General features: G+C 69.1%; 6 protein-coding genes and 2 rRNA genes. 2 read left to right on the top strand and 6 right to left on the bottom strand.

Annotation, left to right across the window (positions count from 1 at the left end):
- Positions 1-45: 45 nt before the first annotated feature.
- The 3 genes from CRP52_RS09910 to CRP52_RS09920 all read right to left on the bottom strand — a co-directional run bounded on the left by CRP52_RS09910 (position 46) and on the right by CRP52_RS09920 (position 8489).
- On the bottom strand, positions 46-2712 hold the full coding sequence (locus tag CRP52_RS09910; RefSeq protein ID WP_097236059.1) for a DNA translocase FtsK: 2667 nt from the start codon (positions 2710-2712) through the stop codon (positions 46-48).
- Between the two features lie 147 nt (positions 2713-2859).
- Positions 2860-3498, bottom strand: a complete 639-nt coding sequence (locus CRP52_RS09915; protein ID WP_097239978.1) for a response regulator — start codon at positions 3496-3498, stop codon at positions 2860-2862.
- A gap of 305 nt (positions 3499-3803) precedes the next feature.
- Positions 3804-8489, bottom strand: coding sequence for a HAMP domain-containing protein (locus tag CRP52_RS09920; RefSeq protein ID WP_179852744.1), 4686 nt, complete (start codon positions 8487-8489; stop codon positions 3804-3806).
- A 418-nt stretch (positions 8490-8907) separates the two neighbouring features.
- On the opposite strand from CRP52_RS09920, the gene CRP52_RS09925 reads away from it, so the two are divergent.
- Positions 8908-11472: a SpoIIE family protein phosphatase gene (locus CRP52_RS09925; RefSeq protein WP_097236060.1), complete on the top strand. Its 2565-nt coding sequence runs from the start codon at positions 8908-8910 to the stop codon at positions 11470-11472.
- 347 nt (positions 11473-11819) lie between these two features.
- A complete protein-coding gene (locus tag CRP52_RS09930; protein WP_097236061.1) occupies positions 11820-12383 on the top strand; it encodes an acetate uptake transporter in 564 nt (187 codons plus the stop codon).
- A gap of 21 nt (positions 12384-12404) precedes the next feature.
- Here CRP52_RS09930 and CRP52_RS09935 read toward each other — a convergent pair whose 3' ends face one another.
- From CRP52_RS09935 to CRP52_RS09945, 3 genes are all read right to left on the bottom strand, one after another.
- Positions 12405-13250: a phosphatase PAP2 family protein gene (locus CRP52_RS09935; protein ID WP_097236062.1), complete on the bottom strand. Its 846-nt coding sequence runs from the start codon at positions 13248-13250 to the stop codon at positions 12405-12407.
- Between the two features lie 61 nt (positions 13251-13311).
- Positions 13312-13428: ribosomal RNA gene (rrf, locus tag CRP52_RS09940) — 5S ribosomal RNA — on the bottom strand.
- 71 nt (positions 13429-13499) lie between these two features.
- Positions 13500-16620 (bottom strand): 23S ribosomal RNA (locus CRP52_RS09945).
- Positions 16621-16642: the final 22 nt, after the last annotated feature.

The following is a 16642-nucleotide window of genomic DNA, read 5'->3' on the forward strand; positions in this document are numbered from 1 at the left end:
GGCCCCCGGCGGAGGACACGGCCCGTCAGCCCCGCAGGTCCGTCCTCAGCCCCGCAGGGTCAGCAGCACCCCGTCGAGCTCGTCCGGCTTCACCAGGACGTCGCGGGCCTTGGAGCCCTCGCTGGGGCCGACGATCCCGCGCGACTCCATCAGGTCCATCAGCCGGCCCGCCTTGGCGAAGCCGACCCGGAGCTTGCGCTGGAGCATCGAGGTCGAGCCGAACTGGGTGGAGACCACCAGCTCGGCCGCCTGGATCAGCAGGTCCAGGTCGTCGCCGATCTCCTCGTCGATCTCCTTCTTCGGCCCGCCGCCGACCGTCACGTCGTCCCGGTAGACGGCGCTCAGCTGGTCCTTGCAGTGCTGCACCACCTTGGCGATCTCCGCCTCGGTGACGAACGCGCCCTGCATCCGGATCGGCTTGCTGGCGCCCATCGGCAGGAAGAGCGCGTCTCCCTTGCCGATCAGCTTCTCCGCGCCGGGCTGGTCCAGGATGACCCGGGAGTCGGCCATCGCGGAGGTCGCGAAGGCCAGCCGGGACGGCACGTTGGCCTTGATCAGGCCGGTGACCACGTCCACCGAGGGCCGCTGGGTGGCGAGCACCAGGTGGATGCCGGCCGCACGGGCCAGCTGGGTGATCCGGACCACCGAGTCCTCGACGTCGCGCGGCGCGACCATCATCAGGTCGGCCAGCTCGTCGACGATCACCAGCAGGTACGGGTACGGCCGCAGCTCCCGCTCGCTGCCCAGCGGCGGGGTGACCTTGCCGGCCCGCACCGCCGCGTTGAAGTCGTCCACGTGCCGGAAGCCGTACGCCGCGAGGTCGTCGTAGCGCATGTCCATCTCGCGCACGACCCACTGCAGGGCCTCGGCGGCCTTCTTGGGGTTGGTGATGATCGGCGTGATCAGGTGCGGGATGCCCTCGTAGGCGGTCAGCTCGACCCGCTTGGGGTCGACCAGCACCATCCGGACCTCGTCCGGGGTGGCCCGGGCCAGGATCGAGGTGATCAGGCAGTTGATGCAGGACGACTTGCCCGCGCCGGTGGCGCCGGCCACCAGGATGTGCGGCATCTTGGCGAGGTTGGCCATCACGGTGTGGCCCTCGACGTCCTTGCCCATGCCGACGACCATCGGGTGGGTGTCCTCGGCAGCCGTGCGCGAACGCAGCAGGTCGCCGAGGTTGACCATCTCGCGGTCCCGGTTGGGGATCTCGATGCCGACCGCGGACTTGCCCGGGATCGGGCTGATGATCCGCACGTCCGGGCTGGCCACCGCGTACGCGATGTTCTTGGCGAGCGCGGTGATCCGCTCCACCTTGACGGCCGGGCCGAGCTCGACCTCGTAGCGGGTGACCGTCGGGCCCCGGGTGAAGCCGGTGACCCGGGCGTCCACCTTGAACTCGGCGAAGGTGCCGGTGAGCTGGGCGACCACCTCGTCGTTGAGGGCGCTGCGGGCCTTGGCCGGGCCGCCGCGCTCCAGCAGGTCGAGGGAGGGCAGCGCGTAGGTGACGTCGCCGGTGAGCTGGAGCTGCTCCATCCGCACCGGTGCCGGGCCGTGCTCCTCGGGCGCGCCCGGGCCTGCGCCGCGGGCGGCCGGGACGACGGGCTCCTCGGGCGGGGCGGTGCGGTCCTGCACCTGGTGCATCATGTCCGCCACCGCGGAGGAGGCGGGCACGCCGTAGACCAGCGCGCCGTCAAGATCGGCGGCCGCGCCGGCGGCGAGGTTGCGGGTGGCGTACGGGTCCTGCGGTTCCTTGTCCAGGGAGACCCGGACGGCCTCCGCCGGATCCTCCGGGTCGGCCTGGCGGCGCCGGCGGCGGAGCCGGCGGGCGGCCACCTCGTCCGCCGGATCGTCACCACCGCTGTCCACGGTGAACGGCAGGGCGTCGGGGTCGGCGTCCTCCGGCGGCTCGGTGGACAGGTCGCGCTCCGGCGTGCGCCCCCCGCGGTACTCGTCGTCCGGCCCGGGCTCGACCACGCCGAGCCGTATGCCGATCGCCCGCAGCCGCTCCGGGATCCGGTTGACCGGGGTGGCGGTGACCACCAGCAGGCCGAAGAAGGCCAGCAGCAGGAGCAGCGGCACGGCGAGCGCCGGGCCCGCGGCGGCCATCATCGGGGTGGACGCGGCCCAGCCGAGGATGCCGCCGGCCGCCCTTATCCGGGAGGCGCCGCTGCCCATCACGGGCGCGCCGCAGCCGATGTGGACCAGGCCGAGGACGCCGACCAGCAGCGTGGTCAGCCCGATCATGATCCGGCCGTTGGCCTCCGGCAGGTCCGGGTGGCGCCAGATCCGGATGGCGATCCCGGCCAGCAGGAACGGCACCAGCACGTCGAGCCGGCCGAACAGCCCGGAGACCACGTTGGTGGCCGCGTCGTTGAGCCAGCCCTTCTCGCTGAACCAGGTGCCGGCGGCGGTGGCCAGCCCGAGCGCGAACAGCAGCAGGCCCACGCCGTCCTTGCGGTGGGCCGGGTCGAGGTACCTGGCGCCGCGGAAGATCGCGGCGATCGGGCTCGCCAGTGCGTTGAGCGCGCCCATCAGCACCGACCGGGACGGTGCCGGCGCGGGTGCGGGCTTGGCCGCCGCCTTCTTCGCGGGGGCCGCCTTCCTGGCCGCCGCCTTCTTCGCGGGCGGCTTGCCGGGGGCCTTCGCCGCGGCCTTCTTGGACGGTCCCGGACTCGTCTTACGTGCTGCGTTTCCGGGCGTACGAGTGGCCATGGGTCAGCAGCCTACCGGTGCGGACCACCGGTGCACATGCGCCCGAGCCGGGCCGCCCGGACGTGTCGCAGACACACCGTCACCCTGACCGGGATTCACCCGTGCGCCACACCAAACCACTCGGGCGGGTGAACCCGGGGCGGCGGATCAGGGGCTTCCCGGGCGCATCGCGTCCAGCGCCCGGCGCAGTCCCGCGAGCTTGCGCTCCAGGTGCGCGGCGGTCGCCGCCACCCCGGCGTCCTCGACCCCGTCCAGCTGCTTGCCCAGCGACTCCGCCTGCTCCTCGACGGCCGCCAGCCGCGCGGACAGCTCGCCCAGCAGCACCCCGCCCAGGGCCTGCTCGCCGCCGCCCGCCTCCAGCTGCAGCCGCAGCAGCGCGGCCTGCTCCTTCAGCTGGCAGTTCTTCGCGTACAGGTCGACGAAGACGGAGACCTTGGCGCGCAGCACCCACGGGTCGAAGGGCTTGGAGATGTAGTCCACGGCCCCGGCCGCGTAGCCCCGGAAGGTGTGGTGCGGACCGTGGTTGAGCGCGGTCAGGAAGATGATCGGGATGTCCCGGGTGCGCTCGCGGCGCTTGATGTGGGCGGCGGTCTCGAAGCCGTCCATCCCGGGCATCTGGACGTCCAGCAGGATCACCGCGAAGTCGTCGGTGAGCAGCGCCTTGAGCGCCTCCTCGCCGGACGCGGCGCGCACCAGCGTCTGGTCCAGGGCCGAGAGGATCGCCTCCAGCGCCAGCAGGTTCTCCGGTCGGTCGTCGACCAGGAGGATCTTCGCCTTCTGCATCAGGGCCCGCCCTCCTGTCGCCTGCCTGCCGCCCGGTGCGGGCACTCGCGTACTGCCCACCGCTACCCCGGTCATGCTAGCCGCACCCCCTCGCCCGGCACATCGCTCCGTCGTGACCCGATCCGGAGCGGCGCGCGGCCAGTGCTCCGGCGCACGCTCAGCAGGGCGTCGCCATCCGGTCACTGTTCGCAACGATCGGTGACCCTACCCGGTTCCCGGGCCCGACCGCCAGCAAAGCGACCGCCCGGCAGGCGCGAACCCGGGGGCCCGGCCCGGGGTTCACGCCTCCCCCGGGCCCGTCTTCGAGCTCACGAGCGGTCGCCGCTCAGCCACTCGTGCATCACCGACAGCAGGTGGTCGGTCTCGACCGGCTTGGTGATGTGGTCGGTGGCACCCGCCTGCAGCGACTTCTCCCGGTCGCCCTTCATCGCCTTGGCGGTCAGCGCGATGATCGGCAGGCCCGCGAACTGGGGCATCCGGCGGATCGCCTCGGTGGTCGCGTAGCCGTCCATCTCCGGCATCATGATGTCCATCAGGACCAGCGCCACGTTCTCGTGCTGCTCCAGCATCTCGATGCCCTCGCGGCCGTTCTCGGCGTACAGGACGGTCAGGCCGTGCTGCTCCAGCACGCTGGTGAGGGCAAACACGTTGCGGACGTCGTCGTCCACGATCAGCACCTGCTGACCGTCGAAGCGCCGGCCGCCGTTGGCCGGCCGGGGCGCGGCGGGTTCGACCGCCCGGGGCCCGGAGGCGGTCTCCAGGGCGGCGTTGCGGCGGCGTTCGACGGCTCCGCGGCGGCGCTCCTCGGCCATCTCCCGGACTTCCTGGGCCCAGTGGTCGGCCGGGTTCTCGCCGACCGGCACCGGCAGGCCGACCGGGGTCACCCCGACCGAGGCGCGCGGCACCCGGTCGTTCGGCCCGGCCTGGCGCTCGGCGGAGGGCCGCTGCTCGCCCGGGCCGGTCTCCGGGGCCTCGGTGCGCAGCGGCAGGTAGAGCGTGAACGTGGAGCCCTTGCCCAGCTCGCTCTCGGCGTGGATCTCGCCGCCGAGCAGCCGGGCGATCTCGCGGCTGATCGACAGCCCGAGGCCGGTGCCGCCGTACTTGCGGCTGGTGGTGCCGTCGGCCTGCCGGAACGGCTCGAAGATCTCCCGCAGCTTGTTGCCGGGGATGCCGATGCCGGTGTCGGAGACCGAGAAGGCGATCAGCTCCTCGTCCGGGCCCTTGATCGAGCCGGACTCCAGCAGCCGCTCGCGCACGTGCTGCGGGACCTCCCGGCCGGCCGGGCGGATCGAGAAGTCGACGGCGCCCGCGTCGGTGAACTTCACGGCGTTGGAGATCAGGTTGCGCAGCACCTGCTGGAGCCGCTGCTCGTCGGTGTGCAGGGTGACCGGCAGGGCGGGCGAGACCCGGACGGCGAAGTCCAGGTTCTTGTCCAGCGCGACCGGCTGGAAGGTGGCCTCCACGTAGTCGACCAGCTGGACCAGGGCGATCCGGGCCGGGCGGACGTCCATCTTGCCGGCCTCGACCTTGGACAGGTCGAGGATGTCGTTGATCAGCTGGAGCAGGTCGGAGCCGGCGCCGTGGATGGTGTCGGCGAACTCGACCTGCTTGGGCGAGAGGTTGCCCTCGTTGTTGTCGGAGAGCAGCTTGGCCAGGATCAGCAGCGAGTTGAGCGGGGTGCGCAGCTCGTGCGACATGTTGGCGAGGAACTCGCTCTTGTACCGGGAGGCCAGGGCGAGCTGTTCCGCGCGCTCCTCCAGGACCTGGCGGGCCTCCTCGATCTCGCTGTTCTTGATCTCGATGTCGCGGTTCTGTTGGGCGAGTTGCTCGGCCTTCTCCTGCAACTCCTCGTTGGTGCGCTCCAGTTCCTCCTGGCGCGCCTCCAACTCGGCGGACCGCATGGAGAGTTCGGCGGTGAGTCGCTGGGACTCCAGCAGCAGGCCCTCGGTCTTGGTGTTGACGCTGATGGTGTTGACCGTGACACCGATCAGGTCCGCGATCTGGTTCAGGAAGTCCAGCGCGACGGTCGTGAAGGAGCTGAACGTGGCCAGTTCGATCACGCCCAGCAGCCGGCCCTCGAACAGCACCGGCAGCACCACGATGTGGGCCGGGGAGGCCTCGCCGAGGCCGGAGGCGATCTTGAGGTACCCGGGCGGCGCCTCCTTGAGGATGATCGCCCGCTTCTCCACCGCGGCCTGGCCGATCAACGACTCGCCGGGGCGGAAGGTGGTCGGCATCGCCCTGCGCTGGTAGCCGTAGCTGCCGATCAGGCGCAGCACCGTGTCGTTCTCGTCGTCGTCCTCGGTGATCAGTTCGGCGGTGCGGCCGGCCGGCTGGGCGAGGAAGAAGGCGCCGTGCTGGGCGGAGACGACCGGGGTCAGCTCGGTCATGATCAGGGACGCGACCGCCTCCAGGTCCCGGCGGCCCTGGAGCAGGCCGGAGATCCGGGCCAGGTTGGTCTTGAGCCAGTCCTGCTCCTGGTTGGTGCGGGTGGTCTCGCGCAGGTTGGCGATCATCTGGTTGATGTTGTCCTTGAGCTCGTCGAGCTCGCCCGCCGCGTCCACGTCGATCCGCAGGCTCAGGTCGCCCCTGGTCACCGCGGTGGCGACCTGGGCGATCGCACGCACCTGCCGGGTCAGGTTGTTGGCCAGTTCGTTCACCGACTCGGTCAGGTCCTGCCAGGTGCCGTCCACGCCAGGCACCCGGGCCTGGCCGCCGAGCCGCCCGTCGGTGCCCACCTCGCGGGCGACCCGGGTGACCTCGTCGGCGAACGCGGAGAGCTGGTCGACCATGGTGTTGATGCTGGTCTTGAGCTGCAGGATCTCCCCGCGCGCGTCCACGTCGATCTTCTGCGAGAGGTCGCCGCGGGCCACGGCGGTGATCACCAGCGCGATGTTGCGCACCTGACCGGTCAGGTTGTTGGCCATCAGGTTGACGTTGTCGGTCAGGTCCTTCCAGATCCCGGCCACGCCGGGCACGCTCGCCTGACCGCCCAGGGTGCCGTCGGTGCCCACCTCGCGGGCAACGCGCGTGACCTCCACGGCGAAGGAGGAGAGCTGGTCGACCATGGTGTTGAGGGTGGCGGCGAGCGCCGCGACCTCGCCCTGCGCGTCGATGGAGATCTTCTTGGACAGGTCTCCGCGGGCCACCGCGCCGGCGACCTCGGCGATGTTGCGGACCTGACCGGTCAGGTTGGACGCCATGAAGTTGACGTTGTCGGTCAGGTCCTTCCAGATACCCGACACCCCGCGCACCCGCGCCTGACCGCCGAGGATCCCCTCGGTGCCCACCTCTCGGGCAACGCGCGTGACCTCGTCGGCGAAGGCCGACAGCTGGTCGACCATGGTGTTGACGGTCGTCACCAGCTCCAGGATCTCGCCCCGGGCGTCGACGGTGATCTTCTTCGACACGTCTCCGCGGGCCACCGCCGTGGTCACCTCGGCGATGTTGCGGACCTGGCTGGTCAGGTTGTTGGCCATCAGGTTGACGGAGTTGGTCAGGTCCTTCCAGATCCCGGCCACGCCCGGCACGCTGGCCTGACCGCCGAGGATGCCCTCGGTGCCGACGTCCCGGGCGACCCTGGTGACCTCGTCCGCGAAGGCGCCCAGCTGGTCCACCATCGTGTTGATGGTGTTCTTCAGCTCCAGGATCTCCCCGCGCGCGTCCACCTGGATCTTCTGCGACAGGTCGCCCTTGGCGACCGCGGTCGTCACCTGGGCGATGTTGCGCACCTGGTCGGTGAGGTTGTTGGCCATGAAGTTGACGTTGTCGGTCAGGTCCCGCCACACCCCGGCCGCCCACGGCACCTGGGCCTGACCGCCCAGCCGGCCCTCGGTGCCCACCTGGCGGGCCACCCGGGTCACCTGCTCGGCGAAGCCGGAGAGCTGGTCCACCATCGTGTTGATGGTGTTCTTCAGCTCCAGCATCTCGCCGCGCGCGTCCACCTCGATCTTCTGCGACAGGTCACCGCGGGCCACCGCCGTGGTCACCTGGGCGATGTTGCGGACCTGGCCGGTCAGGTTGTCGGCCATGAAGTTCACCGAGTCGGTGAGGTCCCGCCACACCCCGGCCACGCCCGGCACCTGGGCCTGACCGCCCAGCCGGCCCTCCGTCCCCACGTCCCGGGCAACGGTGGTGACCTGGGCGGCGAAGCCGTTCAGCTGGTCCACCATCGTGTTGACGGTGTTCTTCAGCTCCAGCATCTCGCCGGCCACCTCGACGGTGACCTTGCGGGACAGGTCGCCCTTGGCCACCGCCGTGGTCACCTGCGCGATGTTGCGCACCTGCGCGGTCAGCCGGCCGGCCATGGTGTTGACCGAATCCGCCAGGTCCTTCCAACTGCCCGACACGCTACGGACCTTGGCCTGACCGCCGAGCTTGCCCTCGGTGCCCACCTCGCGGGCCACCCGGGTCACCTCGTCGGTGAACTCCGAGAGCTGGTCCACCAGTCCGTTGACGGTCCGGCCGATCTTCAGGTACTCGCCGCGCAGCGGGTGGCTCACCCCGTTGCTGTGCAGCGAGCGCAGCTCCATCTTCTGGTCCAGGTCGCCCTCGGCGATCGAGGTGAGCACCCGGCCCACCTCTGCCATCGGACGGGCCAGATCGTCGATCAGCGCGTTGCAGTTGTCGGTCGCCGCCATCCAGGCGCCCTCGCCGGCCCCGGTCTCCAGCCGCTCGTTCAGCCGGCCCTCGCGGCCCACCGCCCGCCGCACCCGGGCCAGTTCACCGGTCAGGTGCTGGTTGCGCTCGGCGACCTCGTTGAACACCGCGGCGATCTCCGCCAGCGGCCCGTCGCCCGGGACGGACAGCCGGCGGCGGAAGTTGCCGTCGCGCATCGCGGTCAGCGCGGACAGCAGTTTGCGCAGGTCGGCGGGCTCCGCACCGCGGTTGTGGCTCGCCCGACGGCCGGCCGCGTTCCGCGGCGCGGTCCCGGGGCGGCCGCCGCGCTGGGCGGGCGGCGTCGTACCGGTTGCGTCCTTGGTGGCCGAACTCAACGGGCCCCTCCCACATCGTGAACTGTCCGGTGACCGCCCGTGCCGAGCGCGACACGCGCGCCCGGGCACCGGCCCGGCTGGGCTGCGTACCGGCGGCCTGCGGCGCACCGGCACCCACACGACCGTACTGCTCGTACCGGTCAGTGCGGACCCCCCAGTCTGGCAGCACCGGCGCCGGGTGTACGGCCGGTTACGCACGGAAAGCACCGCACCGTCCGAAACAGGTGGGCAGAATCACCCTCAGGTGCCTGTTTCGACGCCCCGCCCCCACGGGGAACCAAGCGGAAAGTAGGGTGGAGCGCTGCACCGGGCCACGACCCGACCCAGCGCCGCCGCTCACCCCGACGGCGCGCACGGGGAAAGTCGGCGCCGCACCCCGGACAGCCAGGGCAAGAAGCAGCAGAGGAGAAGTGGCAACGTGGTCACCGCGCGCGCAGCCGCCACCTTCGACCCCGACGGCAGGTCCGCGGCGGCCGCCCGGGGCTTCGTCCGGGACGCGCTGCTCGGCTGGGGTCTGCCCGAGGTCGTGGACGACGCGGTCGTGCTGGTCAGCGAGCTGGTCACCAACGCCGTCGTACACGCCGGCACCCCCGCCGAGGTCTGCTGCCTGCGCGAGGAGGAGACCGTCCGGATCGAGGTCACCGACCGCCACCCCGAACGCGGCCTGCCCTCCCTCGGTGACGGGCCCGTCACCGCCTCCGACCGCTACGCCGACCCCGACGGCGAAGGCGGCCGCGGCCTGCTGATGTGCTCCGCCCTCGCCGAGAGATGGGGCGTCGAGTACGGGGCCGGCCGGAAGACCGTCTGGTTCCGCCTCGCCCTGCCCGCACACGTGCTCGGCACCCGCTACGCCGTTCCCGCCACCCCCGGAAGCGACCTGCCCAGCAGCCCCGGACCGGTGCACGTCGCCGTCGTCCAACTCGACGAGGACGGCCGCGTCCTGGCCTGGAACCCGGACGCCGAGGCGCTCTTCGGCTACCCCGCCGGCGCCGTCCTCGGCCGCCCCTGGGCCGACCTCGCCGTCTGGCCGAAGCCCGCCGGCCGCGGCCTCGATCTGACCGACACCCTGCGGATGGCCCGCTGGGAGGGCGGCTACGGGATCCGCCGCCAAGACGGCCGGGAGGTCGAGGTGTACGGCGTGCAGGTGCGCGTGCGCGACACCGCGGGCGTCCCCTCCACCCTCTGCCTGCTCGTCCTCGAACCCGACCGCGCCGTCCTGCGCTCCCCCTCCCGCGTCCTGCCCGGCGAGCGCCCCGACCCTGCCGGCCCCCGGCTCGACCTGCTGGCCGGCCCGGTCACCACCGACGACCTCGACACGCTGCTGCAGCGCACCGTCGAGCGCGCCCGCGACCTGCTCGACGGCGACGCCGCCTACCTGCTGCTCACCACCGACGACGAGGCCGAGTTCGAGGTCCGCGCCGCCACCGGCCTCACCTCCGGACACCGCCGGCACACCCGCTTCCCCGTCGAGAGCGGCAACCGCTACCACTCCGCCCGGCTGCCCTCCGTCCACGAGGACCTCAGCGCCCGCCCCACCGGCCTGCCCCTGCTCACCGACAGCGGCATGCGCTCCCTGCTCACCGTCCCGCTCAAGGTCGAGGGCCGCTTGATCGGCTCGCTCGGCATCGCCGCCGCCTCGCCGGGCCGCTACGACAACGAGGACGCGCTGCGCCTGCAGTCCGCCGCCGACCGGGTCGCCCTCGCCGTCGAGAGCACCCGGCTGACCGAGCTCGAACGGCTTCGCCGAGGCTCGCTCTCCTTCCTCGTCGAGGCCTCCGACCTGCTGGCCGGCACCCTCGAACACGAGCAGACCCTCGCGCTGATGGCCCAGATGGCCGTCCCCACCCTCGCCTCCTGGTGCGCCGTCTACACCACCGCCGACCACACGTCCCCGGCCCGGCTCGCCTTCGTCCTGCACGAGGACGAGGACCGCATCGACCCGCTGCGCGACCTGCTCGACAAGACCCCCGCCCCCGCGGCCGGCCCCACCCACGGCGTCCGCTTCTGGACCGCGCCCGCCGAAGCCGCCGAAGCCGGCGGACTCACCGACAACCCCGAACTCGCCGGCCTGCTCGGCGAGACCGTCGCCATCGCGCTGACCGCCCGCAACCGCGTCATCGGCCTGCTGGCCCTCGGCGTCCCGGCCGGCGTCCGGTTCCGCCAGGAGATCCTCGAACTCGCCGAGGACCTCTCCCGTCGCGCCGCCCTCGCCCTCGACAACTCCCGCCTCTACTCCGAGCGCACCGCCACCAGCCAGGCCCTGCAGCGCAGCCTGCTGCCGCCGGACCTGCCGGAGATCCCGGGCGTCGAGGTGGACGTCTACTACCAGGCCGCCGGCGAGGGCAACGAGGTGGGCGGGGACTTCTACGACCTGTTCACCATCCGCGAGGGCACCTACGGCTTCGCCATCGGCGACGTCTGCGGCACCGGCCCCGAGGCCGCCTCGGTCACCGGCCTGGCCCGGCACTCGCTGCGGCTGCTCGCCCGCGAGGGCCTGGACGCCCCGCAGGTGCTCAGCCGCCTCAACGCGGCCATCCTGGACGAGGGTTCGCGCAGCCGCTTCCTCACCCTGCTCTACGGCGAACTGACGCCCCGACCGGACGGCAGCACCGAACTCTCCCTGGTCTGTGCCGGCCACCCGCTCCCGCTGCGGCTGCGCACCGACGGCCGGGTCGACCGCGCCGCCACCCCGCAGCCGCTGCTCGGCGTCATGGACGACCTCGAACTCACCGCCGAGACCCTGGTGCTCGCCCCCGGCGAGGTCCTGCTGTGCGTCACCGACGGCGTCACCGAACGCCGTGAGGGCCGGCGGATGCTGGGCGACGACGGCCTTGCCGAGGTGCTCACCGGCTGCACCGGCCTGACCGCCGGCGCCGTCGCAGCCCGCGTCCAGCGCGCCGTCGAGCGCTTCGCCCCCGAGCCGCCGTCCGACGACATGGCGATCCTGACCCTGCGGGTGCCCAACCAGCGTCGCCGGCCCTGAGCCCTCCCCGACTCCGGCTGCTCCGCGCGCTCGTCGGCCCGCGTCGGCACTCGTACGCACTCGTCCGCACTCGTCCGCACTCGGCAGCTGACGCAGTCACAAATTGTTATCTTCACAAGGGTACAAGCGCCCTGCGTCGGGTAGACCGATCCCACCGGGGAATCCACCCGGCGGGGACGTGGCCAGCGGTTCTTCCCTGGCCCATCACTCCTGGCCCGTCACTTCTGACCGCAGCCCGCGCACGCCCACAGCCGTGCGCCCTCGGCGCGGTCGCGCGCATCCACTCACCGACACCACACCACAGCGTCACTGCGCCCTGCGCGCGCCCAGAGTGAAAGGAGCCTCCGGTGAGCAACGACGCTACCGGGGCAACGAACGCCCGTTCCACCGGAGCCGACGCGGGTAACCTCGGCTACCTCGCCCTCGGCCTGACACTTCTCGCCTACGGCCTGCTCTCCACCGGCCTCCTGCACGGCACCGGAGTCGGCGACGCGGCCCACCTCGCCCACCTGCTCGGCGGCGTCACCCTCTTCATCGCGGGCCTCTGGCAGCTCCGCGGCGGCGAGGGCTTCACCGGAACCGCCTTCACCAGCCTCGGCGCCTTCTGGGCGACCTGGTCGGCGGCGGGCGGCGCCGGCAAGAACGCCGCCGGACTGTTCCTGCTGCTGTGGGCCCTGCTCGCGCTCACCCTCACCGCGGCGAGCTGGGGCTCGGGCCTGCTCAGCCGGGCCGTCTACGGCCTGCTGACGCTCTCCCTGCTGCTGTCCGCCATCGCCACCTTCGGCGGCTACGGCGGTCTGGCCAAGCTCGCCGGCTGGGTCGCGGCCGTCTCCGGCCTCGCCGCCTGGTACTGGGCCACCTCCGCGCTGAGCAACGGCTCCTGGGGGAAGGTCGCCCTGCCGGTCAAGTGACCGACCGGACACCGAGCCGGCTCAACCGACCTGTTCCAACCGTTCCTCGGCGGTGCTGCGGGGTCGGCCCTTCGTCCCGACGGAGGGCCGGCCCCGTCGGCGTGCCGCCAACGCCAGGACGGCGTAAGCGAGCAGGAGGATGACCACCGCGACGATGCCGTCCGACCAGAAGTGGTTGGCCGTCACCACGACCACCGCGACGGTCAGCACCGGGTGCAGCAGCATCACCCACCGCAGCGAGCTGCGCGACACCCGGATCACCGCGACCGCGGCCAGCACGCACCAGGCCACGTGTACCGAAGGCATGGCCGACAGCTGGTCAGCCACCACGACACCGCCGACCGCGCCCCCGTACACCGACTGCCCGTACTCCGCAGCCACGTCGACGAAGCCGCTCTCCGACAGCATCCGGGGCGGTGCCACCGGAATGAACTGCACCAGCAGGCAGACGGCGGTGGTGATCACCAGCGTGTTCCGCACCCATGAGTACCGCTCCCGGTGCCGCACGAACACCCAGAGCAGGACGCCGAGCATCACCGCGAAGTGCATGACCGCGTAGTAGTAGTTCGCCAGCCGGACCAGCACCGGGTACGGCGTGACCGCCGCCTGCCAGGACGCCTCGTCGGGCAACCCGATCACCTGCTCGGTGTGGTGGATCCAGCTCGCCCGGTCCAGCGCGTGGTCCGTACTCATCACCGACAGGTGCCCGACCAGCTGCCAGAGCGCGAACAGCGCCAGCAGCGTCCCGGCCTCCCGCAGCAGCGCCGACAACGCCGGCTTCCGAACCTTGGCCGCGGCGAACGCACCGGCGTAGAGACCGGCGGCAGCGCCCCCGGCGGACTGCCAGGTCAGGGTCAGGTTCTGCATTGGCAGAGGGTAACGCAAAAAGACCCCCTCCCGAATGGAAGGGGGTCTTTTCGGAATGATTGTTCGGCGGCGTCCTACTCTCCCACAGGGTCCCCCCTGCAGTACCATCGGCGCTGTGAGGCTTAGCTTCCGGGTTCGGAATGTAACCGGGCGTTTCCCTCACGCTATGACCACCGAAACACTATGAAACTGTCGACCCGCCGGCAGGGCGGTCGTTGTTTCAGAACAACACAGTGGACGCGAGCAACTGAGGACAAGCCCTCGGCCTATTAGTACCGGTCAACTCCACCCCTCACAGGGCTTCCATATCCGGCCTATCAACCCAGTCGTCTACTGGGAGCCTTACCCTCTCAAGGAGGTGGGAGTGCTCATCTCGAAGCAGGCTTCCCGCTTAGATGCTTTCAGCGGTTATCCCTCCCGAACGTAGCCAACCAGCCATGCCCTTGGCAGGACAACTGGCACACCAGAGGTTCGTCCGTCCCGGTCCTCTCGTACTAGGGACAGCCCTTCTCAACACTCCTACGCGCACAGCGGATAGGGACCGAACTGTCTCACGACGTTCTAAACCCAGCTCGCGTACCGCTTTAATGGGCGAACAGCCCAACCCTTGGGACCTACTCCAGCCCCAGGATGCGACGAGCCGACATCGAGGTGCCAAACCATCCCGTCGATATGGACTCTTGGGGAAGATCAGCCTGTTATCCCCGGGGTACCTTTTATCCGTTGAGCGACGGCGCTTCCACAAGCCACCGCCGGATCACTAGTCCCTACTTTCGTACCTGCTCGACCCGTCAGTCTCACAGTCAAGCTCCCTTGTGCACTTACACTCAACACCTGATTGCCAACCAGGCTGAGGGAACCTTTGGGCGCCTCCGTTACCCTTTAGGAGGCAACCGCCCCAGTTAAACTACCCACCAGACACTGTCCCTGATCCGGATCACGGACCCAGGTTAGACATCCAGCACGACCAGAGTGGTATTTCAACGACGACTCCACAACAACTGGCGTTGCCGCTTCAAAGTCTCCCACCTATCCTACACAAGCCGAACCGAACACCAATATCAAGCTATAGTAAAGGTCCCGGGGTCTTTCCGTCCTGCTGCGCGAAACGAGCATCTTTACTCGTAATGCAATTTCACCGGGCCTATGGTTGAGACAGTCGAGAAGTCGTTACGCCATTCGTGCAGGTCGGAACTTACCCGACAAGGAATTTCGCTACCTTAGGATGGTTATAGTTACCACCGCCGTTTACTGGCGCTTAAGTTCTCAGCTTCGCCCCACCGAAATGGAGCTAACCGGTCCCCTTAACGTTCCAGCACCGGGCAGGCGTCAGTCCGTATACATCGCCTTACGGCTTCGCACGGACCTGTGTTTTTAGTAAACAGTCGCTTCTCGCTGGTCTCTGCGGCCACCCCCAGCTCAAGGCGCAAGGCCCGTCACCAGGAATGGCCCCCCTTCTCCCGAAGTTACGGGGGCATTTTGCCGAGTTCCTTAACCATAGTTCACCCGAACGCCTCGGTATTCTCTACCTGACCACCTGAGTCGGTTTGGGGTACGGGCCGCCATGAAACTCGCTAGAGGCTTTTCTCGACAGCATAGGATCATCCACTTCACCACAATCGGCTCGGCATCAGGTCTCAGCCTTAACGTGAGGCGGATTTGCCTACCTCACGGCCTACACCCTTACCCCGGGACAACCACCGCCCGGGCTGGACTACCTTCCTGCGTCACCCCATCGCTCACCTACTACCCCGTTGGGTCACCGGCTCCACCACGTCCCTTTGTCCGAAGACTCCGGGCCGGCTTCACGGGCTTAGCATCAAGAGGTTCAGCGTTGGCGCTTCAAAGCGGGTACGGGAATATCAACCCGTTGTCCATCGACTACGCCTGTCGGCCTCGCCTTAGGTCCCGACTTACCCTGGGCAGATCAGCTTGACCCAGGAACCCTTGGTCAATCGGCGCAAGAGTTTCCCACTCTTGTATCGCTACTCATGCCTGCATTCTCACTCGTATACCGTCCACGACTGGTTTCCACCGCCGCTTCACCCGGCACACGACGCTCCCCTACCCATCACAGCAGGCGTTGGCCCTCAATGCTGCAATGACACGACTTCGGTGATGTGCTTGAGCCCCGCTACATTGTCGGCGCGGAATCACTTGACCAGTGAGCTATTACGCACTCTTTCAAGGGTGGCTGCTTCTAAGCCAACCTCCTGGTTGTCTCTGCGACTCCACATCCTTTCCCACTTAGCACACGCTTAGGGACCTTAGTCGGTGTTCTGGGCTGTTTCCCTCTCGACCATGGAGCTTATCCCCCACAGTCTCACTGCCACGCTCTCACTTACCGGCATTCGGAGTTTGGCTAAGGTCAGTAACCCGGTAAGGCCCATCGCCTATCCAGTGCTCTACCTCCGGCAAGAAACACGTGACGCTGCACCTAAATGCATTTCGGGGAGAACCAGCTATCACGGAGTTTGATTGGCCTTTCACCCCTAACCACAGGTCATCCCCCAGGTTTTCAACCCTGGTGGGTTCGGTCCTCCACACGGTCTTACCCGCGCTTCAACCTGCCCATGGCTAGATCACTCCGCTTCGGGTCTTGGGCATGCAACTCAAACGCCCTATTCGGACTCGCTTTCGCTACGGCTACCCCACACGGGTTAACCTCGCTACACACCGCAAACTCGCAGGCTCATTCTTCAAAAGGCACGCAGTCACGGCCCACCAGCAAGCTGATGAACGACGCTCCCACGGCTTGTAGGCACACGGTTTCAGGTACTATTTCACTCCGCTCCCGCGGTACTTTTCACCATTCCCTCACGGTACTATCCGCTATCGGTCACCAGGGAATATTTAGGCTTAGCGGGTGGTCCCGCCAGATTCACACGGGATTTCTCGGGCCCCGTGCTACTTGGGAGATGAGCAAGCAAGCCGTACAGATTTCGTCTACGGGGGTCTTACCCTCTACGCCGGACCTTTCGCATGTCCTTCGACTACCCATACGGTTTCTGACTCGCCCAGCCGCCGGCAGACGACTGAAGCTCATTCCCACAACCCCGCAATGGCAACCCCTGCCGGGTCTCACACCAAAACGGTTTAGCCTCATCCAGTTTCGCTCGCCACTACTCCCGGAATCACGGTTGTTTTCTCTTCCTGCGGGTACTGAGATGTTTCACTTCCCCGCGTTCCCTCCACACTGCCTATGTGTTCAGCAGCGGGTGACAGCCCATGACGACTGCCGGGTTTCCCCATTCGGAAACCCCCGGATCAAAGCCTGGTTGACGGCTCCCCGGGGACTATCGTGGCCTCCCACGTCCTTCATCGGTTCCTGGTGCCAAGGCATCCACCGTGCGCCCTTAAAAACTTGGCCACAGATGCTCGCGTCCACTGTG

Source organism: Streptomyces sp. 1331.2, from assembly GCF_900199205.1.
Classification (GTDB): Bacteria; Actinomycetota; Actinomycetes; order Streptomycetales; family Streptomycetaceae; genus Kitasatospora.